Source organism: Mesorhizobium shonense (assembly GCF_040545255.1).
GTDB classification, from domain to species: Bacteria; Pseudomonadota; Alphaproteobacteria; order Rhizobiales; family Rhizobiaceae; genus Mesorhizobium; species Mesorhizobium shonense.
Window position 1 is genome coordinate 360,755 of record NZ_JBEPLM010000003.1, and the last position, 24,334, is coordinate 385,088.

The window sequence follows — 24,334 nt, forward strand, 5'->3', positions numbered from 1 at the left end:
GTTTATCCAACGGATTGCGAAAAAGAGGGTTCCGAGGTCAGTTCGCGTCGGTGGAGTCGGTGCCGTCCAGCGCGGGCGCGGCATCCGTCGGCTCAGGTGCTGCCCCGGCGGGCTGCTCTTGCGCCGGAGCCTTGGGATTTGCGGCTTCGCTCGGCTTGCCCGTATCGGCCTTGGCGGCGGTTGGCGGCGGCACGTCAGACTTCTGCTTGCAGGCCTTCAGCCAGACGTCATAGACGGCATGCTCGACGGCGTTGAGGCCGGGGCTTTCGGCGAACATCCAGCCGGTGAAGATGCGGCGGATCTTGCGGTCGAGCGTGATCTCGTCGACCTCGACGAAGGAATCGGTCTTCGGCTGCTCCGTCTCCGGCCGCGAGTAGCAGACGCGCGGCGTCACCTGCAGGGCACCGAACTGCACCGTCTCGTCGATATAGACGTCGAAGGTGATGATGCGACCGGTGATCTTATCGATGCCGGCGAATTCGGCCACCGGATTGGTGACGCGGTCGGAGGCCGGCGGCGGCGCAGGCGCTTGCGCGGCGGCGAACACGGCAGTCGAGGCTATCAGAACCGAAGCTGCCGCGAACAATCCCGTCGAGATACGGCTTGCAATCTTTGCCCGCAATTCCGGACGGAAAACCGCTACGCACTTTTCCTGGAATTGCTCGAAAATGCTCATGCAAGGATACCGGTGGTTGCGCCCGGGTGATTCTGTCAATCGCCCAAGGCTAGTCATGGCTGCGATATCAGCAAGCAGCTAAACGCCAATTGTGGCGACAAAGGACCGAGAAACGCGTTTACGAACCGGGCGTCCAAGCGTCGTAGTCGCCAGTCACCTGCGGGCGGTGCTGGTTGGTCAGGATGGAACCCTGCGGGCGATAGGCGCCGGGCGTTCCGGTCAGGTTCGGCCGATGCGGCTTCTGCCACTCACGGGCCTTATAGCTCTCGCTCGGCGGAGGCGTGTCGACCCGATGATGGATCCAACCATGCCAACCCGGAGGGATCTTCGAAGCTTCGGAATAGTCGCGATAGATGACCCAGCGGCGGGTGCGGCCTTCCGAATCGACGCCGCCTTCATAGTAGACGTTGCCGGTCTCGTCCTCGCCGACCTTCTTGCCGAATCGCCAGGTGTGGAAGCGCGTGCCCAGCGTCTGGCTGTTCCACCAGGTGAAAAATTGCAGCAGGAAAGTCTTCATCCAGATCCTCGTGGCGGCAGCGGCCGCGCTGTTTCCTGCTTATGGCGTCAGGCCATCGCGAAGGCAAGAGTTTTGCCGCGCCGCACGATGTAAATGCTTCGTGCGCTAAAGCGCGTCGCGCTGAAATCGATTCAGGCGGCGCGCTTTAGTTTTGTTCTTATGCATGTCGTTTCGCAAAACCGCTGCACACTTTTGCGCGACATGCATTAAATCGATACACGCGCGGAGATGTCGCCACCTCGGCTTGCCAAGCGTTGCCTGGGTTTCTAAAGCTCGCACGCGCCCATTAAGCGGGCATCCGGCCCGCGCCGGTCGAGGAGGTGACGATTGGCCCCAGAACGATCCACCGGCAACCGGATCGGCGCCGAAGACATTCGTCGCCGCAAGGGTGGCGTGCCGATCGTCTGTCTCACGGCCTATACCTATCCGGTAGCCCGCATGCTCGATGCGCATGTCGACCTGCTTTTGGTCGGCGACAGCGTCGCCATGGTGCTGCATGGCCATCCCACGACGCTCGGCGCCTCGCTGGAGATGATGATCGCGCACGGACAAGCGGTAATGCGCGGCTCGACAAAAGCCTGTGTCGTAGTCGATATGCCGGCGGGCAGCTACGAGAGCTCGGCGGCGGAGGCCGTTGCCTCGGCTCGACGAATTGTCGAGGAAACCGGCTGCCAGGCGGTGAAACTCGAGGGCGGCGTCGACATGGCCGAACAGATCGCGGCCATCGTCGCCGGAGGCATCCCGGTCATGGGCCATATCGGCCTGCAGCCGCAATCCGTGGAAAAAGACGGAGGCTACAAGATCAAGGGCCGGACCGAGGAAAACATCGCCGCTCTGTTTCGTGACGCCGAAGCGGTCGAAAAGGCCGGCGCCTTCTCGGTCGTCATCGAAGGCACGGTGGAGGCAGTGGCCTCGGACATCACCCGCCATATCGCCATCCCGACCATCGGCATAGGCGCCAGCGGCGACTGCGACGGCCAGATCCTGGTCATCGACGACATGATCGGCATGACCGTCGACCGCGTGCCGAAATTCGTCAAGGAATACGCAAACCTGCGCGATACAATTTCGGATGCGGCGGCGCGTTACGCCGCCGAAGTGCGCGGCCGCGCATTTCCGGGACCGGACCACGTCTTTTCGGCGACATCGGGCAAGGACAAGGTATGAGTGGGCCAATCGTTGTCGACAGCGTCGCAGCACTTCGCGCGCAAATCCGGGACTGGCGCCAAGACGGTCAGACGATCGCCATGGTGCCAACCATGGGCGCCCTGCATGACGGCCACATCTCTTTGATCAGGATCGCGCTCGAAAAGGCCGAGCGCTGCGTCGTCTCGATCTTCGTCAATCCGACCCAGTTCGCGCCGACAGAGGACCTGGACAAGTATCCACGCCAGCTCGTCCGCGATCTCGACCGGTTGCGGGAAGCGGGCGCGCATCTCGCCTTCACACCAGGCGTGACGGAAATGTATCCGGCGGGCTTTGCCACCAAAATCTCGGTGGGCGGCCCCTCTTCCGGCCTGGAAACGGATTTCAGGCCGACCTTCTTCGACGGCGTCGCCACGGTGGTGACCAAGCTTTTCCTGCAGGCGGCACCCGATTGCGCCGTGTTCGGCGAGAAGGATTATCAGCAGCTTTGCGTCGTCAGGCAGCTTTGCCGAGATCTCGATCTGCCGGTCGAGATCATCGGCGCGCCGACCGTGCGCGACCCGCACGGTCTCGCCATGTCGTCGCGCAACGCCTATCTCAGCGAGGTCGAACTTGGCGTCGCGCGCAATCTCAACTTGGTCTTGCGTCAAACCGCTGCGAAACTGGCCTCCGGCGGGGATGAGGCAAGTGCTGTGGGCGAGGCCGCGGAAGCGCTCGTCCGGGCGGGCTTTCGAAAGGTCGATTACGTCGCCGCACGCGAAGCCGTGACGCTCGGCCCCCGGCGGCAGGATCGCGGCGGACGCCTGCTCGCCGCGGTCTGGCTCGGGACGACCAGGCTGATCGACAATATCGAGATTTCCCCCGCCTGATCGGGGGTTTACTGGTCGGCGATGCCGAGCTTGGCCTTGACCAATTCGTTGACCGCCTGCGGGTTCGCCTTGCCTCCGGTCGCCTTCATAACCTGGCCGACGAACCAGCCCGCCATGGTCGGCTTGGCGCGCGCCTGCTCGGCCTTGTCCGGATTGGCGGCGACGACCTCGTCGACCGCCTTCTCGATGGCGCCGGTATCGGTCACCTGCTTCATGCCGCGGCTTTCGACCAGCTGACGCGGATCGCCGCCTTCGTTCCAGACGATTTCGAACAGGTCCTTGGCGATCTTGCCGGAGATCGTGCCTTCCTTGATCAGGTCGATGACGGCACCAAGCTGCTCAGGCGAAACCGGGGCGTTTTCAATATCTTTTCCGGCCTTGTTGAGAGCACCCAACAGGTCGTTGATAACCCAGTTGGCGGCAAGCTTGCCATCGCGCCCGGCCGCCACCTTCTCAAAATAGTCGGCGACCGGCTTCTCCGACACCAGCACCGATGCGTCGTAGGTCGAGAGGCCGAGCGACCCGATCAGGCGCGCCTTTTTGTCGTCGGGCAGTTCCGGCAGATGCTGCGCCAAGGCCTCGACATAGGCCTGGTCGAACTCCAGCGGCAGAAGGTCGGGATCCGGGAAATAGCGGTAGTCATGCGCCTCCTCCTTGGAGCGCATCGAGCGCGTCTCGCCCTTGTTGGCATCGAACAGCCTTGTCTCCTGCTCGATCGCGCCGCCGTCCTCCAGGATGGCGACCTGCCGGCGGGCTTCGGACTCGATGGCCTGGCCGATGAAGCGGATCGAATTGACGTTCTTGATCTCGCAACGCGTGCCGAAGGCGCCGCCGGGACGGCGCACCGAGACGTTGACGTCGGCGCGCAGCGAACCTTCGTCCATGTTGCCGTCGCAAGTGCCGAGATAGCGCATGATGGTGCGCAGCTTGCTGACATAGGCCTTGGCCTCGTCGGCGGAGCGCATATCGGGCTTGGAGACGATCTCCATCAGTGCCACGCCGGAGCGGTTGAGATCGACATAGGACATGGTCGGATGCTGGTCGTGCATCGACTTGCCCGCATCCTGCTCCAGATGCAGCCGCTCGATCCCGACTTCGATATCCTCGAACTCACCCTGCCGATCGGGCCCGACGGAGACGATCACCTTGCCCTCGCCGACGATCGGCTGCTTGTACTGCGAGATCTGATAGCCCTGCGGCAGATCCGGATAAAAGTAGTTCTTCCGGTCGAAGACGGACTTGTGATTGATCTCGGCCTTCAAGCCCAGCCCTGTGCGGATCGCCTGCTTGACGCATTCCTCGTTGATCACCGGCAGCATGCCGGGCATCGCCGCGTCGACCAGGCTGACATTGGCGTTGGGCGCGGCGCCGAAGGAGGTCGAAGCGCCGGAGAAGAGCTTTGCCTCGGACGTCACTTGCGCATGCACTTCTAGCCCGATGATGATCTCCCAGTCGCCGGTGGCGCCGGAGATCAGGCGTTTCGGGTCGGGCGTGCGGGTATCGATGATGCTCATAAAGGCCTACAGACTTAGAATTCTCGTATATGCATGAGACGCATATTTTGGTGTGCAACTTCGCTAGTGCAAACCGCCCGGCGAGACAAGCGCAAAGCCGCGTGCTGGCCTTTTCCGCCCGCTTTCGTCTGTTGGACGTCCATCCCAATGGGGAGTGACTCCCTTTTGGCCCTACTCCCACGAACGGCGTCCTGCGCCGTCGGCGCTCTCTCGCTCATGGCGGGCTTTGATCTTGCCAGCGTCCGTTCCCGCAACCATCAGTCTTCTTGCCGTCTGATGCCCAACGTGATTTAGTCTTTCATCTATTTATATTTGGGGACAGCGCAATGCCGATAATGCAGCAATCGGTGCAATCGTTACTAATTGAGATGACCTTCCAAGGAATAATGCTAAGTACAGGAACTGCATTTCTGATGAATTATAAGGACGGCACCGCACTGATAACCAACCGCCACAACTTAACTGGCCGCCATCAACAGACTGACCAGCCTTTATCTGCGCACGGTGGAGTCCCAGACAGCATCTCTATTTGGCAAAATTCACAAAACGGGCTCGGACATTGGCACAGAGAGACGTATCCGATATATCGACCTAACGGCGACCCTGCATGGCAGGAGCATCCTCAGCTTGGTGCTCAGGCGGATATCGTAGCACTTCCGCTAACCGTGAATCCCTTGGCGAGGGTATACCCGTACAGCTCAGGAACACCGGACGTAGATATATTGGTCACCCCTGGCGATACGGTAAGCGTGATTGGCTTCCCCTTCGGCCTAACTGGCGGCGGTCGATTTGCGATTTGGGCTACAGGCTTTCTGGCCACTGAACTCGACATCGACTACGACAACCGGCCCGTTTTCTTGATTGACTGCAGATCTCGCCCAGGACAATCGGGCTCGCCGGTCGTTGCAAGCAGAAGCGGAGGGATGGTGCCGCTTACGAACGGAAACAAAGCAGTGTTTGGTGGCCCTGTATCAGCATTTCTCGGCATCTACAGCGGACGTATCAACGATCAGTCTGACCTCGGCATTGTCTGGAAGCGAACAGCTATTGCCGAGTTGGTTGCGTCACTTTAACCCGCCGGCGGACCACTCGCTTCCCACCCCTGGCTAGCGACCGTTAACCACCCGTGAGAAGCGCCGTGCTTCCAGCAATCACATGCATCGCACTTGAATTCGCCACATCTGAAATCGACGACCGATAAACAGCAAGTCCCTCCGACCAATGCGACGGTCGGCGGGACCTCCTGGTTACTTTATGCCGTCGCAATATAGGCCCTGATCTCCTCGGCCTCGCGCTCGACATCCTCGATCCGACGCTTGACCACGTCGCCGATCGACACAATCCCGTCGAGCATGCCGTCCTTTTCCACCGGCAGATGGCGGAAGCGACCTTTCGTCATGATCTCCATGAGCTCGTTGACCGTGTGGTTCTCGTTGCAGATCTTGACCTTAGGCGTCATGGCCGAACGCACCGGAATATCGAGCGCAGCCGCGCCCTCCCTGGCCAATACCCGCACGATGTCGCGCTCGGAAAGAATACCAACGATCTTGCGGTCGCCGTTGGTGATGACAAGCGCGCCGATCCTGTTTGCGGTCAGCATCCGGATGGCTTCGCTCAGCTTTTCGTTAGGCCCGAGCGTGAACACATCATGGCCTTTTTGCTCGAGAATTGCCTTCACAGTCATGGCGTCCTCCTATGCCTTGCCTGCCGGCTCCTGCCCTGACCGGCATTCACGTTCCGGTGAACATCGTGCGCCGTGATTCGTTGCATTTCAAGTGCGGCGGGGCTCACGCCACCTGCTCGCGCCGGTCGAAAAAGCGCAGGCCGAAGAAGCCGGCGACAAAGCCACCGATATGGGCCTCCCAGGCGATCTGGCCGTCGATACCCGGCGCGAAGCCGAGCAAGCCGGTGGCGAGGTTGATCGCCATCCAGACGCCGAGGAAGGTCATGACGCCGCGCAAGCGCAAAACGATTGCGATCGGCAGCGGCTGGCCGGCGAAGGCAGCCCGGCCGGACGAGCGGTCGATGCGGAAGCCATAGCGCGCCGCCGCCCCCATCATACCCGAGATCGCACCCGAGGCGCCGACGAGCGGCATCTCGCCATACGGGTGCATTGCCCAGAACAGCGCAACCGAAGCCAGCCCGGTCGCGGCGTAGAACACTGCAAAGCGGGTTGCGCCCAGACGATTGGCAAGCGGCGAGCCGAAAGCGGCGAGCCAGATCATGTTGATGGCAATATGGGCAAAACCCCCGTGCATGAAGGCATAGGTGAAAGGGCGCGTGAACAGGAACCAGTCGAAGCCGTACTGGCCGGTGTAGAGCACCGGAATGAAGGCTCCATCGTAGAGCAGCGTCATTTGCTGCGTGTCGTTCAGCACATATTGCTGCAGCAGGAAGACGATCGCGCAGATCCCGATCACCGCCAGCACGATCGGCGGCAGGTTGAACACCGGCTCGCGACGCGGCTCCGGCGCCTCTTCGTCCTGCTGTGGTTCGGGTTCTGTCGGGTTTACCGGTTCGCTCATGCGCCCCTTGCAATTGGCTGGAGACTCGATTGTCGGGCGAGCATGTAGTTCACGCCCGATCGAATCACAAACCGCGAATCGCCCCAAGCAGAATCAGATGGGCTCGAATCAGAAGGAGGGCGAATCAAAAGAAAGCCGTCCAGGGTTTCCCTTGAACGGCCGGTCGAGTCCCCTGCTCCCCGTAAACCCTTTGACTGAAGTGCTGCCGATCGCTGCTGAAACGACCGTTTTGGAGTGATTTTTGGTGTGCCACAGGCCCCGACGCCGCGCAATGTAAACCACTTCTTAACCTTAACGGCCTCGACCCGTGAACAAACGTTAACGATGCTGGCACGCATCCTGCTCCGCACCGCATGAAGGTCATCGGAGGGCGCCCTGTCTGTTCGCCGATGGGACAACAAAAAAGACAGATTGCTCGGAGCGGAATGGAATGAATCAGAACGGATCAATCACGCTGTTCCAATATTGGAACCAGCTCCGTGATGGCCGCCCTGCCCCGAAGCGCTCGGAAGTCGAGCCGGCGGACATCAAGTCGCTTTTGGCGGACACGTTCATCCTGGAGCGCGACACACGCGGCGAAGCCGTGTTCCGGCTGGCCGGCACCAGGCTCTGCGCCTGTTACGGCCGCGAGCTCAAGGGCTTCTCCTTCCCCTCGCTTTGGCGCGAGAAAGACCAGCGGCTGATGTCGCGGCTCATTCACGGCGTTTTCGATCAGAAATCGGTCCTGCTTTTGACCTATGAAGGTTTCAGCCGAAACGGCCGTTCCAACAAGTTCGAACTGCTTGCGCTGCCGCTGGACGGCGGCGTCGAAAGCCCGCGCTGTCTCGGCATCGTCAGCGCCGCGGAAAGACCGTTCTGGCTGGGTGCCGACCCGCTCGCCGATGCGCTGATCGACGCGATCAGGGTCATCGATCCCGACAAGGAGCCGATGTTCCTGAAAAACCGGCCCGCGATCGACGTTCCGTCGCTCGTTCCGACTGAGTTCGACGCGCCCGAGACCATCTCGGCGCTCGGCCGCGCGCGCCGGATCCGGCACCTTGTCGTCTTCGACGGCGGGCGCAACGAGTAAGGCGGATCTCGAAGCTTGTTCGCCCCTGATCGGACTTCGCTTTTTGCCTTTCGCGAACGTGCGATCCCAAGCCATTTAGGACCGGCTTTTTCCCCTTTGTTAACCTGCCTTGCTGTAACTTTTTCCGGCGAAGTTCCGCGCAACGTCGCGTGGGATGCCAACGGGGTGTAGGCAGTCATGAGGTCAGCGGCGGTAGAATACGCGCCGTCCCGAGCAGAGCGGCGCAATTTCCAGCGCGTCCGGGTGAAGATATACGGACGCTTCATGCTGGAGGACCGCACAGAGCATGCGTGCCAGGTGATCGACATGTCGCCCGGCAATGTCGCCTTGCGCACCGATCGCGTCGGCATGCCCGGCGAAAAGGTCATTGCCTATATCGACCATATCGGTCGCATCGAAGGCATCGTGACACGGACCTCGCAGGACGGTTTCGCCATGACCGTCATCGCTTCCGACCGCAAGAAGGACAAGCTTGCCGCGCAGCTCACCTGGCTCGCCAACAAACATGAGCTGGACCTGCCGGAAGACCGCCGCCATGAGCGCGTCGCGCCGCGCAATCCGATGAGCGTGCTGCAGCTTACCGACGGGCGCCAATATCAGTGCCGCATCATCGACCTGTCGCTTTCGGGCGCGGCGATCGAGATCGACGTCAAGCCGGCGATCGGCGTGCAGGTCATGCTGGGGACGATGCGCGGCCAGGTGGTGCGTCATTTCGAGGATGGCGTCGCCATCGAATTCGCCGTCATTCAGCGGCCGGAAACTTTGGATTCGGAATTCAACGCGCCGCGGTCCTGACCGGTACCAAATCACGCAAGCCCCAAACCGGCCCGCCGCGGCCGGTTTTTTGTTGACCAGACCGGCTCCTTTTCACAGGCGGGCGGCATGTCGAAACGCCGAGAAGCGAGAGGGCGCGCGCCCGGCGAAACCTCAACAATCCGAAATCGAGATAGTTCAAATTTTATATTTATTCTACGGGCGTTTTACTCAATATCTACTTCGGGTTTTTGCGTCAAATAAATCCCAACGTGGCACAGTCTCTCTCAAACGGGGAGACTACCATAATGAAAATGAAGAGGGGCAAGCTGTTGCTCTTGGCAATGGCGATGCAGCTTTCCGCGTGGGGCACGGCAAGCGCAGGGCCGGTATTCATGCATACGGGGGGCCGCACCACCCAGCCGGTCGGCCACTACGAATTCTGCCAGCGTATTCCGGCCGAATGCAACGAGCGGACGCCGAAAGGGTCTCCGGTCGATCTGACCCGCAAGCTGTGGGCGACGATCATCAACGTCAACAATTCGGTGAACACCCGCGTCAAGCCGCGCACCGATATGGAGATCTACGGGGTCGAGGAATACTGGGCCTATCCCGGCAACGGCCTTGGCGACTGCGAGGACTATGCGCTGGAGAAGCGCCGCGAACTGATGGCCGTAGGCGTTCCCGCCGGCGACCTGTTGATGACGGTCGTGCGCCAACCGAACGGCGACGGTCATGCGGTGCTGACGGTGCGCACCAGCCTTGGCGAATTCATCCTCGACAACCTCGAGCCGAAAGTGCTCGCCTGGAACGACACGGTCTACACCTACCTCAAACGTCAATCGACCGAGAATTCCGGCGTTTGGGTAACGATCAACGACGGCCGCGAGGACGCCGTCGCCAGCGTCCGCTAAGGGGCAACCAAAAAGCCCGGTCGAGTCCCCACCCTCCCCGTCCCCAACGACCGGGTTTTAGGAGCCGGCCCTGTCCCCGGGCCGGCTCCGCCATTTCTGGCGATGCCTATCGAGGGAACCAGCCGACAGGCCTTCCTGATTGCGGTGGTTAGGCGCAATATGGCCATTCATTTCGGATGGAAGGCGATGCTGGAAATCCCTGAGGATCGCTGCGAGCGCCACCGACTGTTCAAGGCCATAGACGACGCCTTCAAGGCGGGCGACTTCGAGGCCCTTGCCAAGGCGCTCGGCGGCTCGGCGCGCTGGTTCGATGAGCGGATGCCGTTCGAGCTCGGCCTTGGCCATCCACTGGAATACGCGATCTATTGGAGTCCGACGGCTTTCATCTCGACGCTGCTCGATGCCGGCTCGAATCCGAACTACGACGATCAGGCCGGCTTTCCTTCGATCATTGCGGCGCTATCGACCGAACGGCCGGACAGGCTGGAAGTCGTCCGGTTCCTGCTGGAACATGGCGCCGACCCGAACATGCGCGGCGTCAACGATTGGACGCCACTGCACTATGCGGTGTCGCTGCGCGACGCCGAGGCGATCCGACTGCTCTTGGCATCGGGCGCGGACCCGTCACTCAGAACCCGCATCGATGACTATGAGACCGCGCTGGAAGGCGCCGACAAGGCCGGTTTCGAACCGGGCGCGTCGCTCCTGCGCGATGCGATATCCCGGCGCGGCTGAGCCGACGGCAAAGCCGCGGTTTAGCCGACGGCAAAGCCGCGGTTTAACCGACGGCAAGCCGTGACGCGAAACCCCGGCCGTCTCGCTCTCAGGCCTGCTTCAATCCAGCCTTGAAGCGTTTGCCGTTGGCGACATAATGCGCAGCCGAGACGCGCAGCCTCTCGATCGCCGCCTCGTCCAGCGCCCGTATCACCTTGGCGGGCGAACCGACGATCAGGGAATTGTCCGGAAAAACCTTGTTTTCCGTCACCAGGGCGCCGGCGCCGACCAGCGAATTGTTGCCGATCCTGGCGCCGTTGAGCACGATGGCGCCCATGCCGATCAGGCTGTTGTCGCCGATCGTGCAGCCATGCAGCAGCGCTCGATGACCGATGGTGCAGCCCTGCCCAATGGTGAGCGGGTAGCCCGGATCGGTGTGCATGATCGTATGTTCCTGGACATTGGTATCGGCGCCGATCGCAATCGGCTCCCCGTCGCCGCGGATGACGACACCGAACCAGAAGCCGGCATTGCGGCCTATCCTGATATTGCCGATCAGCGTGGCGTCCGGCGCGATCCAATTCGTCTCGACATCGTCGAATCTCGGCGCTTTCCCGTCGATCGCGTAGATTGGCATTTTCGTCTCCGATTCGTTTCAAGCCGGGAAATCAGCCGAACCTAAAGCATGTCTCCCGGAAGTGTGCAGCGGTTTCGGGACAAAGACATGCTTAAAATCAAAGACCTAACGACCGGTCGCCCAGGAGGCAACGGTGATCAGCACAATGCCGAGCGCCAGCGCCCAGGCCACGGCCGTGCAGCCGCAGGAAAGCAGCGCCAGCGTGCCGATGCGCCCCTCGCGCCGGGCAGCCAGCGCATCATTGGTGAGCATGAACGGGCCGGCGCAAGCAGTCGCCGCGAGCGAGCGCGCAATATGGGCGGGCGACACATAGGGCTCAGCAAAGGCCAGCCGGCGGCCGCAGACGATTTCCATGGCCGAGCCAGCCAGGCCGCAGGCCGTGAGGCCGACCGCAAAAGCGTAGAGAGGGAGCAACATCGGATCCATCTTTACCAACCATTTACCATGAAATCGCACAGTCGTGCCGACGCGCTGCAAGAGCCATGCCGTGCGCGCTGTGCCACCTGAGGACAGGTGAGCGGATCGGGGATCGCGATGAGAGAGGCAGCCGCCGACAGCCCGGACTTCGAGGTCGTCGACTCGACCTTCATGAAGCGGGTCTTTTACGCCTTCGCGGCGCTGGCCCTGCTTTCGGTGGCCATCAGCGCCGGCGGCAAATGGCTTGGCCGGTCGATCGCCATGGCCGGCTATACCGACGACACCACCGGCCGCCAGGTCGTCATGGGCAACAATGTGATCAGCGTGCCGGCCAACTTCATCCGCTTCGACCAGGCCAGGCGCGATGGTATCGCATCGCGCCTCGACCTGTATCTGCGCTATCCCGAGATGGACGGCTACAGCACCGCCGCGCGCGACGACTTCAACCACGCCACGACCAAGAAGATCATCTTCCTGTCGTTCGAGCCGCGGATGATGTCGCGCGACATGAGCGGCCGCTTCGCGCCGATCTACAGCGCCCTGATCGTCAAGCCGGGCACGCTCGGCCCGAGCGGGACGACGCTCTACGGCTTCACGGAGAAATCCGGCTATCTCAACGAAGTGCTGGCGGTTGCCGACCGGCCGGGCAAAGACCCGTTCGTCGCCCGCTGCCTGAGCGGACCGAGCGCCGAGGAATCGCTGGCGCCGTGCGAGCGCGACATCCAGGTCGGCGACGATCTCAGCCTCACCTACCGTTTTCCGCGCGAGCTGCTCGGGAATTGGCAGGCGCTCGATGCGGCAATTGCTGCCAAGGTGGCGGGCATCTTGAAGGCCGGACACTAGCGCTATTGCGGCGTGGACTTCGACCTAGCGAGCGTAACCACATCGTTCCAGAATCGCACATACTCAAAATGCTGGTTGCGCGTCAGCCATGTTCTGTTGGCGGGATCCACGGGGTCTCCGCCGAGCAAGACGGGTTTGATTTCGGCGAGCTGCATTCCAACGCGGTCGCTGCCTACCGTCAGCCACGGCGTCAACATCGTGCACCAATCACCAAAATCTTCCGCGATGGGGATAGCGGATTCCCATCCCATGCCGACGAAGGGGACACGCACCAAAGGCTTGGTGGGCGAGCGCAGGTCAAATCCATAAGCTTCGGCACTGCCGTCCGAGCCGAACAGAAACAATCCGGGCGCTAGCCGTTGAACGCGATATTCGCTGTTGAACTGCACCAACTGGTCGGCACTCCAGGTGACGACGAGGTCGCCACCGTGTTCCCATTCACCTCCATCATGCCGATTGAGGAAATCAACATAAGAGGACGGGAACGACCGTTTTAGCTCAACCAGCACGGTTTCTGCTGAAATGTTCGGCATGGAACGCCCATCTGGGCCACCTCCGCTAACGCTTCAACCCTTGCGATATCACCGTCACCAATCGCTGCGGCTGATCGACGCCAACATACGATCTGGCATCGGACTGACAAGGCGCGCTAATGGTTTAGCATGATGCCAGACTATCTCGCTTTCGATTCCGCCAGCCGCCGCCTGCGGCTCGGCCCGCACACGCCAGCCTTCGTGCAAAACCCCTATGAGGCCTATGCCTTCCTGCACGGCGTCTCGAACGCCTTCTTCTGGGAAGACTACGGCTTCTGGTGTTTTGGCGGCTTCGACGACGTCAACCGCCTGTTGCGCGACCGCCGCTTCGGCCGCCAGAATCCAGCCGGCGTTCCCGACAGCCGCGGCGTCGGCGACGATCGCTCGCATCTCACCGCTTTCGACGGCATCGAAGCCAATTCGATGCTGGAACTCGAGCCGCCCGTACACACCAGATTGAGGACGCTGGTCAATCGCGCTTTCGTCTCGCGCCAGGTCGAACGGCTGCGGCCTCGCATCGAGGTGCTGGCCAATGAGCTGATCGATCGTTTCGAGCCGGGCAGCGTCGATCTTCTGCCCGCCTACGCCTCGCCTTTGCCGATCACCATCATCGCCGAGATGCTCGGTGTTCCGGTCGAGATGGGGCCGCAACTGCTCGACTGGTCACACCGGATGGTCGCCATGTACATGCACGGCCGCACCCGCGAGGCCGAGGAGACGGCGAACCGTGCGGCGCGCGATTTCGCGGCCTTCCTGCGCGGCTACGTCGCGGAGCGGCGCAGGAAACCTGGAGACGATCTCCTTTCGCTGCTGATCGAGGCGCAGGACAACGGCCAAAAACTTTCCGAGGACGAGCTGGTTTCCTCGGCGATCCTTTTGCTCAATGCCGGGCACGAGGCGACCGTGCACCAGACTGGCAATGCGGTGCGCTCGATCCTGGCGCAGGGCGGTGATCCGCGCCGCTTCTTCGAAACGCCGGAGAGAAACGCCGCGACGGTCGAAGAATGCCTGCGCTATGACGCGCCGCTGCATATGTTCCTGCGCTATGCCTATGAGGAGATCGAAGTCTCGCCGGGTATTTCGGTCAAACCCGGCCAGATGATCGCGCTGTTGCTCGGCATGGCCAATCACGACCCGTTGGTGTTTGCCGCGCCCGCCATGTTCAACCCGGCGCGCACGGACCAGAAGAACGTCTCCTTCGGCGCCGGCATCCATTTCTGCATCGGCGCGCCGCTGGCAAGGCTCGAGCTGCAGGTGTCGCTGAAAACGCTGTTCGAACGGCTGCCAGAACTGCGGTTGGCTGTGGAGCCGTGCTTCCGTGACAGCTATCACTTCCACGGGCTGGAGAGGCTGGCTGCGACCTTATGAGTGGGAGCCTCACTCCTCGTCGGGCAGCTTGAGCGTGCGCCCGGCGTAAAGCACCCGCAGTATGATCACCGTGTCTCCGGCAACCTCAAATGCAATAGTTGCCCGGCGTCGCCAGCCGACTGTCCGCAAGCCATGGGCAATCTCGTCATGGCGTGTGCCTCGTTCCGGGAACGTCTCAAAGCTCATGCAGTAGTCGATGATACGCCCCACAAAATTTCAGCGCGGTATCAACGCCAGCCTTTGGCGCGAGTTCGGTCAGCAGCTCCGCTATGTCTTGTTGCGCCGCTACGTGAAACCTTACTCGGTATTTCATGCACCAGAGCGGGGTTTGGCGGTTATGGCGCGGACGTGATCAGAGAGGTTTTTGCGCACCTCGTCGGCAGTCAAGAGGCGTTCGGGACGGGCGCGAGCATCCTCAAGAGTTGGCACCACATCCTCCAACAACCAGCGCTCCAGGGCCGCATCGCGAGCCGCCAAGGTGCGCAGGCCATCGCGGATGACCTCGCTCTCACTGGCATATTTGCCTGAAGAGACCTTGTCTTTCACCATCTGTGCGAGATCGCGCGGCAGGGTGATGGTCAGTGGTTGAGTAGTTCGCATGGTCACAACCCTTCTGGCCATATCTTAACACCCTAGTGTGACTAAGTCACACTCCGGTGCACCCGTGGGATGAGCGAGACGGCTTTCAAGTGTCCTCAAAGCCGGATCACGTATTCCTTCCGCGTCGTCTCGACCACTTCCCAAGTGCCCTTGAATCCGGGCCTGAGCACGAAACTGTCGCCGGCCCTAACGGTGCGCGCCTCGCCGCCGTCTTCGGCAATCACCGAAACGCCGGACAGGATGTGGCAAAACTCCCACTCGTCATAGACGATGCGCCACTTGCCCGGCGTCGCTTCCCAGATGCCGGCATAGAGGCCGCCATCGCGCTCCTCGACATTCCAGGTGCGGAATTTCGGATCGCCGGAGATCACGCGATCCGGGGCCGGCGCGCCGGCCTCCGGCTCGACGGCTTCGGTATTGACCGCGAGAAAGGCGGACATCGCGCTCAGACCTTGCTCAGCGCCTGTTCCAGATCGGCGACGATGTCGTTGACGTCCTCGATGCCGATCGACAGGCGGACCGTGTCCGGCCCGGCGCCGGCCTTGATCTTCTGCTCGTCGGAAAGCTGGCGGTGCGTTGTCGAGGCGGGGTGGATGACCAGCGACTTGGTGTCGCCGACATTGGCGAGGTGCGAGAACAGTTCCAGCGCCTCGACGAATTTGACGCCGGCCTCGTAGCCGCCCTTCAGGCCGAAGGTGAACACCGCGCCCGCGCCCTGCGGCGAGTATTTCTTCTGCAGCGCGTTGTTCTTGTCGCTCGGCAGTCCGGGATAGTTCACCCACGCGACTTTCGGATGGTTCGAAAGCCAGGCCGCGACGCTCACCGCGTTGTCGCAATGGCGCTGCATGCGCAGCGGCAAGGTTTCCAGGCCGGTCAGGATCAGGAACGCGTTGAAAGGCGAGATCGCCGGGCCGATGTCGCGCAGGCCGAGCACGCGCGCGGCGATCGCAAAGGCGAAGTTCCCAAAAGTCTCGTGCAGGACGAGGCCGCCATATTCGGGGCGCGGTTCCGACAGCATCGGATATTTGCCGGACTTGGACCAGTCGAAAGTGCCGCCGTCGACGATGGCGCCGCCGATCGAATTGCCGTGGCCGCCGATGAACTTGGTCAGCGAATGCACCACGATGTCGGCACCGTGCTCGATCGGCCGCACCAGATAGGGCGAGGCCAGGGTGTTGTCGACGATCAGCGGCAGGCCGTGCCTGCGGGCGATGTCGCCGATCTTCTCGATGTCGACGAAGATGCCGCCGGGATTGGCGAGGCTCTCGATGAAGATCGCCTTGGTCCTGTCGTCGATCTGGCTCTCGAAAGTCGAGATGTCGTTGGTGTCGGCCCAGCGCACCTGCCAGTCGAAATTCTTGAAGGCGTGGCCGAACTGGTTGATCGAGCCGCCATAAAGCTTTGTAGCGGATACGAAATTGTCGCCTGGCCGCATCAGATTGTGGAAGACGAGCACCTGGGCGGCGTGGCCCGAGGCGACGGCAAGCGCTGCGGTGCCGCCTTCGAGCGCGGCGATGCGCTCCTCGAGAACCGCCTGCGTCGGGTTCATGATGCGGGTGTATATGTTGCCGAATGCCTTCAGCCCGAACAGCGAGGCGGCATGGTCGGCGTCGTCGAAGACGTAGGAGGTGGTCTGGTAGATCGGCGTGGCGCGTGCGCCCGTCGCCGGATCGGGCTTGGCGCCGGCATGGACGGCGAGCGTGTTGAAACCGGGCATACGGGTCATCGAGACCTCCCTCCAAATCTTTCGAAAATCGCCGGGCATTCTTGGCGAAGCGCGGCCATGAATGCAAAGAAGAAAATACCTTTCGGCCTGCGATCTGCGACGAACGCCGGGGAAAATCCAATTCTTCCCGGAATAAATTTGCGCAGCCGAAGGCTGGCTTATTTCTGCCGCACGCCGAAACTCTGGAAGCCCTGCCGCATCAAAGGCTTCTTCGACGACAGCACGCCGGAATTGACGCCGGTCCAGCCGATCTCGCCCGACAGCTTGCCGTATTCGATCTTCGGGCAGCGGTTCATCACGACCTTGATGCCGGCTGCCTCGGCACGCGCGGCCGCCTCATCATGGCGCACGCCAAGCTGCATCCAGACCACCTTCGGCAGCGGATCGAGCTTCAGCACCTGGTCGACGATGCCCGGTATGGCTGCCGAACCGCGAAAAATGTCGACCATGTCGACTGCCTGCGGCAGGTCGGCAAGGCTGGCATAGACGGTGCGGCCCAGGATCTCCTTGCCGGCATGACCCGGGTTGATCGGAAACACCGAAAAGCCCTTGGCAAGCAGATATTTCAGCACGAAATAGCTCGGCCGCACGTCGTTGGGCGAAGCGCCGACCATGGCGATCGTCTTCACCGAGTTGAGGATGCCGGCGATGTAGGTGTTGTCGTAGGCGTCGTGAATCATGGCTCGTCCTCATACAGCGCTTCGGCGAGAAAGGCAGCCGGGTCGCTGCAGAAGTCGCGCATCATGCGAAAATGATCGGTGTCCTGAAAGTCGACCGGGTCGAGGCCGAAGCGGCTGATGCGGAATAGCCGCGCGTTCGGACAGGCCATCAGCAGCGGCGAATGCGTCGCCATGATCACCTGCGCGGTGCCGGATCGCTCCATCCGCTGAAGCAGCTTCAACAATTCGATCTGGCGCGTCGGAGACAGCGCACTTTCGGGCTCGTCGAGAATGTAGATACCCTGGCGGCGGCAGCGCTCCTCGAAGAAGCGGATGAAGCCTTCGCCATGCGACCATGACAGGAAATCCGGTGGTGCAGCGCCAACATCCAGCGCCGAGCGATCGAGATAGCGGGCTACGGAGTAAAAGGATTCAGCGCGGAAGAACCAACCTGCCGTCACCTTCGGCAGCCAATGAGCCCGAAATGTACCGGCGAGTGACGCGCCGCTCTTGTCGATGGCGATGGAATGATCAACCGGCCGGTAGCCTTTGCCGCCGCCGGCCTCGTCATAACCGGCCAGCGCACCAATCGCCTCCAGCAGCGTCGATTTGCCGGTGCCGTTTTCGCCGACGATGATGGTGATGGCCGACGCGAATTCGAATTCGAACTCGCGGTCCTGGAAGATCGGCAGGTTCCAGGGATATTTTTCCCAGTCCGCGACCCGCGACGGCTCAAGCAGGATGCGCTTGAGATAGGGCGCCTTCAGCCGCGTCAGTTGCTTGCGGGCAGCCACGTCGGACCTTCAACGATGGAAAAGCGCAGCTGCATCCCGGACCAGCTATTCGTCTGTCCATTCCGGCTTGCGCTTGCCGATAAAGGCGCCGATGCCTTCCTCGGCGTCGCGTGCCAGCATGTTTTCCACCATCACGCGGCCGGCATAGGCATAGGCGTCGGCCAGCCCCATCTCGGCCTGCGCATAAAACGCTTCCTTGCCGGTCTTGACGACCAAAGATGATTTGGAAGCAATGGTTTGGGCGTATTTGTTGACAACCTGATTCAGATATTCGCGCGGCACGATCCGGTTGACGAGACCGAATTCCTTGGCCGTCGCCGCATCGATCGTCTCGCCGGTAAGCAGCATTTCCATCGCCTGCTTGCGTGAGACGTTGCGCGACAGCGCCACCATCGGCGTCGAGCAGAACAAGCCGATGTTCACGCCCGGCGTGCAGAAGGTCGCCTCATGCGAAGCTATTGCCAGATCGCAGCTCGCGACCAGTTGCAGGCCGGCGGCGGTCGCCAGGCCATCGACCTCGGCGATCACCGGCTTCGGATGGCGCACGATCGTCTGCATCAGGCTAGCGCAAGCAGCAAAGGTCTTTTCGAAGAAAGCTCTGCCGCGATCGGCATCGGCGCGGTGCGCGGTCATTTCCTTGAGGTCGTGGCCAGCGCAAAACACTTTTCCGGACGCCGCCAGAATGATCACGCGAACGGACTTGTCGGCCTTTACGCGGTCGAATTCCGCCTGCAACGCCGCCATCGTTCCCAGGGAGAGCGCGTTGGCCGGCGGGCTGGCGAGCGTCAAGCGCAGCACGGCCTTCTCCTGGCTGACGAGAACGGGGCCGTCGGCGGCGGCGGGCTTGATGGCGACAACTTCAGCCACTTCTAAAACCTTTCTCGATCGGCGTCCGCGGCTCATGGAGCAACAGAACTAGCACGCTGCCGGTTGAAGAACAGCCGCGAGACGTGTTTTCTCCGTCGCACCGTTTGGTCCAGGCGCCCGCGCCTGGAACTTTCCCGTATATAGGAGTCGCGCATGGCCGCTCAAAGCAATCTGAAGCCGGTGCTCACCGCGGCGGAGGTCAACGCGCTGATGGCAAGCGTCTATCCGCAGCTCAACGACCAGTTCTCTTTCTACGAAGCAACAGAAGTGTTTCCGGGCGGTTGCACAGTTCGGCTCAACGCCGACGAGCGGCATTTGCGCCCGGGAGGCACCGTGTCCGGCCCCTCGCTGTTCACGCTGGCCGATATCGGCGGCTATGTCTGCGTGCTGAGCCACGCCGGGCCGGACGCGCTTTCGGTAACGGTCAACCTCAACATCAATTTTGTCCGCAAGGCAGAGGCCGGACCGATCGACGGCCATTGCCGGATCCTGAAGCTCGGAAAGAGCCTGATGGTGTTCGACATCGACATCGTTGCGGGTCCAGATAGGCACACTGTGGCGCATGCGACAGGCACCTATTCGATACCCCGAAGCGAACCAGTGATGCGGTAAAATAATACCGCTTTCCTATCCAATTGTTTTTGCTTAATTTTCAGCGCCAGATGGCTTTTAGTTCGCCTTGACGCGTTTGGCGCCCTCGCCTATAAGCCCTCGCGAAGCAGCGGCCCGCAGCGGCCGCCGTTTTGTTATTGGCGACGGGCCTACCGGCCTAGCGTCAATTCAAGCAACAAAAAACGCCTTTCCTTGTCTTTCGCGGATGAGGGAGGTCAACCTGAGAGCAAAACCATGGCTACCTTTTCGCAGAAGCCTGCGGATGTGGTGAAGAAGTGGGTGCTGATCGACGCCGAAGGTCTCGTCGTCGGCCGCCTCGCCACTGTCATCGCCAACCATCTGCGCGGCAAGCACAAGCCCACCTTCACCCCGCATGTCGATGACGGCGACAACGTCATCGTCATCAATGCCGACAAGGTGGTGTTCACCGGCAAGAAGTACACCGACAAGGTTTACTACTGGCACACCGGTCACCCCGGCGGCATCAAGGAGCGCACCGCGCGCCAGCTGCTCGAGGGCCGTTTCCCCGAGCGCGTCGTCGAAAAAGCCGTCGAGCGCATGATCCCGCGCGGCCCGCTCGGCCGCCGCCAGATGAAGAATCTCCGCGTCTACGCAGGCACTGAGCATCCGCACGCCGCCCAGCAGCCCGTCACACTCGACGTGGCCAAGCTAAATTCCAAGAACAAGAGGGCCTCGTAATGGCTGAGCTTTCCTCGCTCGCAGAACTCGGGACCGCCACTGCCGCCGCGCAGCCGGCCGCGCCCGTCCATGTCCAGAAGCTCGACAAGTCGGGCCGCGCCTACGCCACCGGCAAGCGCAAGAACGCCATCGCGCGCGTCTGGGTCAAGCCCGGCTCCGGCAAGATCACCGTCAACGACAAGGAATTCGCGAGCTATTTCGCGCGTCCGGTCCTGCAGATGATCCTCAACCAGCCGATCGTCGCCGCCAACCGCGCCGGCCAGTACGACATCGTCGCCACCGTCATCGGCGGCGGCCTCTCCGGCCAGGCGGGCGCCGTGCGTCACGGCATCTCCAAGGCGCTGACCTATTACGAGCCGGCGCTGCGCTCCGTGCTCAAGAAGGGCGGCTTCCTCACCCGCGACAGCCGCGTCGTCGAGCGTAAGAAGTACGGCAAGGCGAAGGCCCGCCGCTCCTTCCAGTTCTCGAAGCGCTAAGCTTTACGGCTTACGGATTTCTCGAAAGGCCGCCTCCGGGCGGCCTTTTGTTTTCATCACCACCGGCCTGCCGGCGTTTTGATGTAATCGATGAAGGCCCGCAGCGGCGCCGGCACCAGACGGCGGCCGGGATAGTACAGAAACGGCCCAGAGAATTCCTGCCACCACGGCTCCAGCACAGGTTCCAGCACGCCGTTCTCGAAATGCGGGCGCACCCAGTCCTCGAAGAGCCAGAGAATGCCGACGCCGGCGATCGCCGCATCAATGGCGAGATCGACGCCTCCACCGATGCTGACGACCAATGGCCCCGTGGTATCGACCCGCACCACCTCGCCGTTGCGTTCGAATTCCCAAGGCGTCATGACCCCGCTGGGAAAGCGACCGCGCACGCACGCGTGGCCAAGCAGGTCACGCGGGTGTTGCGGCCGGCCGTGCCGATCAAGATAGGTCGGAGAGGCGGAGGTGGTGAAGCGCTGGACGCGTGGCCCGATCGGCACGGCGATCATATCCTGCTCCAACCGCTCGTCGTAGCGGATGCCGGCATCGCAGCTGGCCGCCAGCAGATCGACAAAGTTCTCCTCCGCGATCACCTCCAGCCGGATAGCCGGATAGGCAGCGAGAAATCCCGGAACGATTTTTGGCAGGACTAGCCGCGAGGCGCTGATCGGTACATTGAGGCGCAAGGTCCCGGCTGGCCTGTCGCGAAAGCCGTTCACGACGTCGAGCGCGGCCTCCACCTCACCCAGCGCAGGGCCAAGACGTGCCAGCAGGCCAGCGCCTGCCTCGGTCAGCGCGACACTGCGCGTGGTACGATTGAAGAGCCGCACACCAAGTTGGGTTTCCAGACGGCGAATGGCTTCACTGAGCACGGACGCGCTGCCTGCCGTCACGCGGGCCGCTTCGCGAAAGCCGCCGGCGCGTGCCACGGCCATAAATGCCCGGAGATCGTTGAGATCGGCCGCCATTGTTCTTAGTTCCGCACAGGTCGTGCTGGTTATACCCGGTTATCGGGACAGCGGCTATGCCCTATCTCACTCGCCGACGGCGAAGGAGAACCACGATGTCCAGTCTAGACAAATCCGGTACTTACAAACTTGGCGACCGATCGGTTCGCCGCCTCGGCTACGGCGCCATGCAGCTTGCGGGCAAAGGTGTGTTCGGTCCGCCGAAGGACCATGACGCGGCCATCGCCGTGCTGCGCGAAGCGGTAGCGCAAGGCGTGGACCATATCGACACCAGCGATTATTACGGGCCGTACGTCACCAACAAGCTGATCCGCGAGGCGCTGGCGCCCTACCCCGACGACCTCACGATCGTCACCAAGATCGGCGCCCGTCGCGGCGAAGACGCCTCCTGGCTGCCGGCCTTCACAGCCGATGAGCTCGAGCAGGCCGTGCACGACAACCTTCGCAATCTTGGCCTCGAGGTGATGGACGTCGTCAATCTGCGCATCATGTTCGGGGTGCATGGTCCAGCGGAGGGCTCCATCGAGGCGCAAGTCACCAAGCTTGCCGAGCTTCAGCGCAAGGGCCTGGTCCGCCACATCGGCCTGAGCAATGTCACTCGCACCCAGATCGAGGAAGGCCGCCGCATCTGCGAGATCGTCTGCGTGCAGAACCAGTACAATCTGGCGCACAGGCAAGACGACGCGCTGATCGACGAGCTTGCCCGCGACGGCATCGCCTATGTGCCGTTCTTCCCGCTCGGCGGCTTCAGCCCGCTGCAGTCATCGACCCTGTCGGGCGTCGCGGAAGGGCTCGGCGTGACGCCGATGCAGGTTGCGCTGGCGTGGCTGTTGCAGCGGGCGCCGAACATCTTGCTGATCCCGGGCACGTCGTCGGTGGGACATCTGCGGGAGAATCTGGCGGCGGCGGAACTGGAGCTGTCGGACGAGGTGCTGACGGAACTGGATGGCGTGGCGCAAGCGGCGTAGGGCGGCGAGCTAATCTCCCCCTTTGAGGGCAGGGCTGTCCGGGGAAAGTTTTTCGGTTGCGAACAGGGCCATGGAGGACTCGCATCGATTGCATTTTTCGAGCTTTGGACCCCAATCGGTGCTCTTTCTTCCGCACCTGCTGCGGCTGGCCGGCAAAAACAATGGACGTCGCGCCCATCGAAGGTTGCGAAAGCGCGAGCAAAGACTCGTCTGCGTTGTGCAAAGATTTTCCCCGGACAGCCCTGCTTTGAGGGGGAGATGTCGCCAAAGGCGACAGAGGGGGTCGGTTCGACTGGACTCGACGCCGCAGATAGAGGTTGGCGCTTTGCGCGAGGCGACCCCTTCTGGCCTGCCGGCCATCTCCCCCTCAAGGGGGGAGATCGCAGTTCCAGCCCCGACTCCTAGTTAATACTGGCGGTATGCGCAGGCTCAGCCGACTTTATGTCCGTCGTGTAAGGCACACGAAAACCATTAGCCGCGAGCCATTCGATCGCCGCCTTCGGCTCGTCGGTCTGGATGATGGTGGCGCCGCGGTCGGCCCAAAAACCCCAGGCTTCGCGCGGCAGGCTGGCGGCGACCGCCAGTTCGTCGCCGCGGCCGCCGGCGAGGAAGCCGCCCGGCTTGTTGACGATGGCGTAGGTGTCGGCCCAAAGATGCCAGTCTCCGCGCACGGCAGAGGCCCGCATGCGGGTGCTGAACAGCGGCCCGCCGGTCGCGGTCAGCGTCTCGGCGCCATTGCGCCAGTCGATCAGCTCGATGGCACGCGGCGCAAACGCTTTGTCGACCTCACCGGCAAACGCAGCATCATGCACGGCGTCGTCGGCAAGGATCGGCATGAACTGGAAACCGCCGCCGGCCTTGGCGAGTGCCACCTTCGCAGCTGGCGGTTCCACAGGTTTTCCTTGACGATCACCTGATCGGCCATGCCGAGATCGCGGGCGATCGCGATCATGCCGGGCAGGTCCGTCACCTCCAGCTTGTTGTCGAGGTTGATCAGGATTCTGTCCTTGGTCTCCGCCAGCATTTCGCGCAGCGTCGATACCGGCTCGTCGGTGACGGTGCCGGTGCCCTCGATCACCAGCCGGCATTTCTTCAGCTCGGCCAGCGTATATTTTACCACCTCGCCCTTGCAGGTGGTGGTGCGGTCCAGCCAGCTGTCATGCATGATGACGAACGCACCATCCTTCGAGCGCCTGACGTCAACCTCGACGATCTCGGCGCCGATCGCGATCGAGCCCTCGACCGCGGCCAGCGAGTTCTCGGCATAAAGCGTCTTGCCGGCCTGCATGCTGCCGGCGCGGTGCGCGGCGATCATCACATGATCGCGCCACTGGTTGGCGTGCTCGAAGCGGTCGAGGATCTGGCTGGCGCGTGTCTCGCCGGCTAAACTTTGGCTTGTGGCGACAGCAAGCGTAGTGGACAGAAGAAGGCTCAGCCAGAGTGTTCGCATCAGGGAATCGCTCCGTTCCGGGT

At 62.1% G+C, this 24,334-nt stretch carries 29 protein-coding genes and 1 pseudogene; 13 read left to right on the top strand and 17 right to left on the bottom strand.

The annotated features are described in order from the left end of the window. Positions 1-37 precede the first annotated feature (37 nt). Together ABID26_RS11215 and ABID26_RS11220 are read right to left on the bottom strand one after the other, a co-directional pair. A complete protein-coding gene (locus ABID26_RS11215; RefSeq protein WP_292303870.1) occupies positions 38-676 on the bottom strand; it encodes a DUF2155 domain-containing protein in 639 nt (212 codons plus the stop codon). Between the two features lie 118 nt (positions 677-794). Next, positions 795-1,193, bottom strand: coding sequence for an NADH:ubiquinone oxidoreductase subunit NDUFA12 (locus ABID26_RS11220; RefSeq protein WP_126100182.1), 399 nt, complete (start codon positions 1,191-1,193; stop codon positions 795-797). Between the two features lie 327 nt (positions 1,194-1,520). Here ABID26_RS11220 and panB point away from each other — a divergent pair, with 327 nt between their 5' ends. Continuing rightward, the gene (gene panB, locus ABID26_RS11225) at positions 1,521-2,360 is read left to right on the top strand and encodes a 3-methyl-2-oxobutanoate hydroxymethyltransferase (RefSeq protein ID WP_292303872.1); all 840 of its coding nucleotides are present in this window, start codon (positions 1,521-1,523) and stop codon (positions 2,358-2,360) included. Continuing rightward, positions 2,357-3,208 (top strand): pantoate--beta-alanine ligase, encoded by an 852-nt coding sequence (gene panC, locus ABID26_RS11230; RefSeq protein WP_292303874.1) that lies wholly within the window; start codon positions 2,357-2,359, stop codon positions 3,206-3,208. Before panB ends, panC begins: the two co-directional genes overlap by 4 nt. Positions 3,209-3,216: 8 nt before the next feature. Here the strand turns inward: panC and gatB are convergent, their stop codons facing one another. Continuing rightward, positions 3,217-4,722: an Asp-tRNA(Asn)/Glu-tRNA(Gln) amidotransferase subunit GatB gene (gene gatB, locus ABID26_RS11235; RefSeq protein ID WP_292303876.1), complete on the bottom strand. Its 1,506-nt coding sequence runs from the start codon at positions 4,720-4,722 to the stop codon at positions 3,217-3,219. Positions 4,723-5,048: 326 nt separating this feature from the next. On the opposite strand from gatB, the gene ABID26_RS11240 reads away from it, so the two are divergent. Next, positions 5,049-5,795 carry a trypsin-like peptidase domain-containing protein gene (locus ABID26_RS11240; RefSeq protein ID WP_354415367.1) on the top strand — a complete coding sequence of 249 codons (747 nt, stop codon included), beginning with the start codon at positions 5,049-5,051 and terminating at the stop codon, positions 5,793-5,795. Positions 5,796-5,974: 179 nt separating this feature from the next. Here the strand turns inward: ABID26_RS11240 and ABID26_RS11245 are convergent, their stop codons facing one another. Together ABID26_RS11245 and ABID26_RS11250 are read right to left on the bottom strand one after the other, a co-directional pair. Beyond that, complete coding sequence (locus ABID26_RS11245) at positions 5,975-6,406, bottom strand: CBS domain-containing protein (protein ID WP_292303879.1); 432 nt, start codon at positions 6,404-6,406, stop codon at positions 5,975-5,977. Between the two features lie 103 nt (positions 6,407-6,509). Then, a complete protein-coding gene (locus tag ABID26_RS11250; RefSeq protein ID WP_292303881.1) occupies positions 6,510-7,247 on the bottom strand; it encodes a rhomboid family intramembrane serine protease in 738 nt (245 codons plus the stop codon). Positions 7,248-7,677: 430 nt separating this feature from the next. Here ABID26_RS11250 and ABID26_RS11255 point away from each other — a divergent pair, with 430 nt between their 5' ends. From ABID26_RS11255 to ABID26_RS11270, 4 genes are all read left to right on the top strand, one after another. Continuing rightward, a complete protein-coding gene (locus ABID26_RS11255; protein WP_292303883.1) occupies positions 7,678-8,316 on the top strand; it encodes a PAS domain-containing protein in 639 nt (212 codons plus the stop codon). Between the two features lie 177 nt (positions 8,317-8,493). Next, complete coding sequence (locus ABID26_RS11260) at positions 8,494-9,111, top strand: PilZ domain-containing protein (protein ID WP_126100174.1); 618 nt, start codon at positions 8,494-8,496, stop codon at positions 9,109-9,111. A gap of 266 nt (positions 9,112-9,377) precedes the next feature. Continuing rightward, positions 9,378-9,983, top strand: coding sequence for a transglutaminase-like cysteine peptidase (locus ABID26_RS11265; protein WP_292303886.1), 606 nt, complete (start codon positions 9,378-9,380; stop codon positions 9,981-9,983). Positions 9,984-10,169: 186 nt separating this feature from the next. Further along, positions 10,170-10,718 (top strand): ankyrin repeat domain-containing protein, encoded by a 549-nt coding sequence (locus ABID26_RS11270; RefSeq protein WP_354415371.1) that lies wholly within the window; start codon positions 10,170-10,172, stop codon positions 10,716-10,718. Positions 10,719-10,806: 88 nt separating this feature from the next. Here ABID26_RS11270 and ABID26_RS11275 read toward each other — a convergent pair whose 3' ends face one another. Together ABID26_RS11275 and ABID26_RS11280 are read right to left on the bottom strand one after the other, a co-directional pair. After that, complete coding sequence (locus ABID26_RS11275; RefSeq protein WP_292345838.1) at positions 10,807-11,334, bottom strand: gamma carbonic anhydrase family protein; 528 nt, start codon at positions 11,332-11,334, stop codon at positions 10,807-10,809. Positions 11,335-11,439: 105 nt separating this feature from the next. Then, positions 11,440-11,751 carry a DUF6949 family protein gene (locus ABID26_RS11280; RefSeq protein ID WP_435528564.1) on the bottom strand — a complete coding sequence of 104 codons (312 nt, stop codon included), beginning with the start codon at positions 11,749-11,751 and terminating at the stop codon, positions 11,440-11,442. 117 nt (positions 11,752-11,868) lie between these two features. Here ABID26_RS11280 and ABID26_RS11285 point away from each other — a divergent pair, with 117 nt between their 5' ends. After that, positions 11,869-12,594, top strand: coding sequence for a hypothetical protein (locus ABID26_RS11285; protein WP_292345840.1), 726 nt, complete (start codon positions 11,869-11,871; stop codon positions 12,592-12,594). A 2-nt stretch (positions 12,595-12,596) separates the two neighbouring features. On the opposite strand, the gene ABID26_RS11290 is transcribed toward ABID26_RS11285, so the two are convergent. Beyond that, positions 12,597-13,127 (bottom strand): SMI1/KNR4 family protein, encoded by a 531-nt coding sequence (locus ABID26_RS11290; protein ID WP_292345842.1) that lies wholly within the window; start codon positions 13,125-13,127, stop codon positions 12,597-12,599. 129 nt (positions 13,128-13,256) lie between these two features. Between ABID26_RS11290 and ABID26_RS11295 the strand changes: the two genes are divergently transcribed. Then, entirely contained in the window at positions 13,257-14,495 is a 1,239-nt protein-coding gene (locus tag ABID26_RS11295; protein WP_292345845.1) for a cytochrome P450, read from the top strand. 9 nt (positions 14,496-14,504) lie between these two features. On the opposite strand, the gene ABID26_RS11300 is transcribed toward ABID26_RS11295, so the two are convergent. The 7 genes from ABID26_RS11300 to ABID26_RS11330 form a co-directional block, all read right to left on the bottom strand. Then, a complete protein-coding gene (locus ABID26_RS11300) occupies positions 14,505-14,681 on the bottom strand; it encodes a hypothetical protein (RefSeq protein WP_354415376.1) in 177 nt (58 codons plus the stop codon). 123 nt (positions 14,682-14,804) lie between these two features. Next, positions 14,805-15,095 carry a ribbon-helix-helix domain-containing protein gene (locus ABID26_RS11305; protein ID WP_292345868.1) on the bottom strand — a complete coding sequence of 97 codons (291 nt, stop codon included), beginning with the start codon at positions 15,093-15,095 and terminating at the stop codon, positions 14,805-14,807. Between the two features lie 95 nt (positions 15,096-15,190). Continuing rightward, on the bottom strand, positions 15,191-15,535 hold the full coding sequence (locus tag ABID26_RS11310) for a cupin domain-containing protein (RefSeq protein ID WP_292345847.1): 345 nt from the start codon (positions 15,533-15,535) through the stop codon (positions 15,191-15,193). A gap of 5 nt (positions 15,536-15,540) precedes the next feature. Then, entirely contained in the window at positions 15,541-16,821 is a 1,281-nt protein-coding gene (locus tag ABID26_RS11315) for an O-acetylhomoserine aminocarboxypropyltransferase (protein WP_292345849.1), read from the bottom strand. A gap of 158 nt (positions 16,822-16,979) precedes the next feature. Beyond that, entirely contained in the window at positions 16,980-17,501 is a 522-nt protein-coding gene (locus ABID26_RS11320) for a CoA-binding protein (protein WP_292345851.1), read from the bottom strand. After that, positions 17,498-18,274 (bottom strand): AAA family ATPase, encoded by a 777-nt coding sequence (locus ABID26_RS11325; RefSeq protein WP_292345853.1) that lies wholly within the window; start codon positions 18,272-18,274, stop codon positions 17,498-17,500. The genes ABID26_RS11320 and ABID26_RS11325 overlap by 4 nt, the downstream gene beginning before the upstream one ends. Positions 18,275-18,319: 45 nt before the next feature. Then, on the bottom strand, positions 18,320-19,141 hold the full coding sequence (locus tag ABID26_RS11330; RefSeq protein WP_292345854.1) for an enoyl-CoA hydratase: 822 nt from the start codon (positions 19,139-19,141) through the stop codon (positions 18,320-18,322). A gap of 153 nt (positions 19,142-19,294) precedes the next feature. Here ABID26_RS11330 and ABID26_RS11335 point away from each other — a divergent pair, with 153 nt between their 5' ends. From ABID26_RS11335 to rpsI, 3 genes are all read left to right on the top strand, one after another. Next, positions 19,295-19,753, top strand: a complete 459-nt coding sequence (locus ABID26_RS11335) for a PaaI family thioesterase (RefSeq protein ID WP_354415380.1) — start codon at positions 19,295-19,297, stop codon at positions 19,751-19,753. A 234-nt stretch (positions 19,754-19,987) separates the two neighbouring features. Further along, complete coding sequence (gene rplM, locus ABID26_RS11340) at positions 19,988-20,452, top strand: 50S ribosomal protein L13 (protein ID WP_066989450.1); 465 nt, start codon at positions 19,988-19,990, stop codon at positions 20,450-20,452. Then, positions 20,452-20,928 carry a 30S ribosomal protein S9 gene (rpsI, locus tag ABID26_RS11345; protein WP_059184835.1) on the top strand — a complete coding sequence of 159 codons (477 nt, stop codon included), beginning with the start codon at positions 20,452-20,454 and terminating at the stop codon, positions 20,926-20,928. The genes rplM and rpsI overlap by 1 nt, the downstream gene beginning before the upstream one ends. Before the next feature lie 56 nt (positions 20,929-20,984). Here rpsI and ABID26_RS11350 read toward each other — a convergent pair whose 3' ends face one another. Continuing rightward, positions 20,985-21,893 (bottom strand): LysR family transcriptional regulator, encoded by a 909-nt coding sequence (locus ABID26_RS11350; RefSeq protein ID WP_126100162.1) that lies wholly within the window; start codon positions 21,891-21,893, stop codon positions 20,985-20,987. 95 nt (positions 21,894-21,988) lie between these two features. On the opposite strand from ABID26_RS11350, the gene ABID26_RS11355 reads away from it, so the two are divergent. Continuing rightward, positions 21,989-22,861, top strand: a complete 873-nt coding sequence (locus ABID26_RS11355; RefSeq protein ID WP_354415384.1) for an aldo/keto reductase family oxidoreductase — start codon at positions 21,989-21,991, stop codon at positions 22,859-22,861. A gap of 401 nt (positions 22,862-23,262) precedes the next feature. Here ABID26_RS11355 and ABID26_RS11360 read toward each other — a convergent pair. Further along, positions 23,263-24,311: pseudogene (locus ABID26_RS11360) on the bottom strand (glycerophosphodiester phosphodiesterase family protein). Between the last annotated feature and the right edge of the window lie 23 nt (positions 24,312-24,334).

What these genes read in the sequence shown, in the direction of transcription:
- ABID26_RS11220 (WP_126100182.1), bottom strand. Translation starts at nt 1,193, where the DNA reads ATGAAGACTTTCCTGCTGCAATTTTTCACCTGGTGGAACAGCCAGACG.
- ABID26_RS11245 (WP_292303879.1), bottom strand. Translation starts at nt 6,406, where the DNA reads ATGACTGTGAAGGCAATTCTCGAGCAAAAAGGCCATGATGTGTTCACG.
- ABID26_RS11355 (WP_354415384.1), top strand. Translation starts at nt 21,989, where the DNA reads ATGTCCAGTCTAGACAAATCCGGTACTTACAAACTTGGCGACCGATCG.
- ABID26_RS11275 (WP_292345838.1), bottom strand. Translation starts at nt 11,334, where the DNA reads ATGCCAATCTACGCGATCGACGGGAAAGCGCCGAGATTCGACGATGTC.
- ABID26_RS11305 (WP_292345868.1), bottom strand. Translation starts at nt 15,095, where the DNA reads ATGCGAACTACTCAACCACTGACCATCACCCTGCCGCGCGATCTCGCA.
- rpsI (WP_059184835.1), top strand. Translation starts at nt 20,452, where the DNA reads ATGGCTGAGCTTTCCTCGCTCGCAGAACTCGGGACCGCCACTGCCGCC.
- ABID26_RS11265 (WP_292303886.1), top strand. Translation starts at nt 9,378, where the DNA reads ATGAAAATGAAGAGGGGCAAGCTGTTGCTCTTGGCAATGGCGATGCAG.
- ABID26_RS11215 (WP_292303870.1), bottom strand. Translation starts at nt 676, where the DNA reads ATGAGCATTTTCGAGCAATTCCAGGAAAAGTGCGTAGCGGTTTTCCGT.
- gatB (WP_292303876.1), bottom strand. Translation starts at nt 4,722, where the DNA reads ATGAGCATCATCGATACCCGCACGCCCGACCCGAAACGCCTGATCTCC.
- panC (WP_292303874.1), top strand. Translation starts at nt 2,357, where the DNA reads ATGAGTGGGCCAATCGTTGTCGACAGCGTCGCAGCACTTCGCGCGCAA.
- ABID26_RS11295 (WP_292345845.1), top strand. Translation starts at nt 13,257, where the DNA reads ATGATGCCAGACTATCTCGCTTTCGATTCCGCCAGCCGCCGCCTGCGG.
- ABID26_RS11350 (WP_126100162.1), bottom strand. Translation starts at nt 21,893, where the DNA reads ATGGCGGCCGATCTCAACGATCTCCGGGCATTTATGGCCGTGGCACGC.
- ABID26_RS11290 (WP_292345842.1), bottom strand. Translation starts at nt 13,127, where the DNA reads ATGCCGAACATTTCAGCAGAAACCGTGCTGGTTGAGCTAAAACGGTCG.
- ABID26_RS11285 (WP_292345840.1), top strand. Translation starts at nt 11,869, where the DNA reads ATGAGAGAGGCAGCCGCCGACAGCCCGGACTTCGAGGTCGTCGACTCG.
- ABID26_RS11300 (WP_354415376.1), bottom strand. Translation starts at nt 14,681, where the DNA reads ATGAGCTTTGAGACGTTCCCGGAACGAGGCACACGCCATGACGAGATT.
- ABID26_RS11280 (WP_435528564.1), bottom strand. Translation starts at nt 11,751, where the DNA reads ATGTTGCTCCCTCTCTACGCTTTTGCGGTCGGCCTCACGGCCTGCGGC.
- ABID26_RS11315 (WP_292345849.1), bottom strand. Translation starts at nt 16,821, where the DNA reads ATGACCCGTATGCCCGGTTTCAACACGCTCGCCGTCCATGCCGGCGCC.
- ABID26_RS11240 (WP_354415367.1), top strand. Translation starts at nt 5,049, where the DNA reads ATGCCGATAATGCAGCAATCGGTGCAATCGTTACTAATTGAGATGACC.
- ABID26_RS11250 (WP_292303881.1), bottom strand. Translation starts at nt 7,247, where the DNA reads ATGAGCGAACCGGTAAACCCGACAGAACCCGAACCACAGCAGGACGAA.
- ABID26_RS11255 (WP_292303883.1), top strand. Translation starts at nt 7,678, where the DNA reads ATGAATCAGAACGGATCAATCACGCTGTTCCAATATTGGAACCAGCTC.
- ABID26_RS11310 (WP_292345847.1), bottom strand. Translation starts at nt 15,535, where the DNA reads ATGTCCGCCTTTCTCGCGGTCAATACCGAAGCCGTCGAGCCGGAGGCC.
- ABID26_RS11320 (WP_292345851.1), bottom strand. Translation starts at nt 17,501, where the DNA reads ATGATTCACGACGCCTACGACAACACCTACATCGCCGGCATCCTCAAC.
- ABID26_RS11260 (WP_126100174.1), top strand. Translation starts at nt 8,494, where the DNA reads ATGAGGTCAGCGGCGGTAGAATACGCGCCGTCCCGAGCAGAGCGGCGC.
- rplM (WP_066989450.1), top strand. Translation starts at nt 19,988, where the DNA reads ATGGCTACCTTTTCGCAGAAGCCTGCGGATGTGGTGAAGAAGTGGGTG.
- ABID26_RS11270 (WP_354415371.1), top strand. Translation starts at nt 10,170, where the DNA reads ATGCTGGAAATCCCTGAGGATCGCTGCGAGCGCCACCGACTGTTCAAG.
- ABID26_RS11335 (WP_354415380.1), top strand. Translation starts at nt 19,295, where the DNA reads ATGGCCGCTCAAAGCAATCTGAAGCCGGTGCTCACCGCGGCGGAGGTC.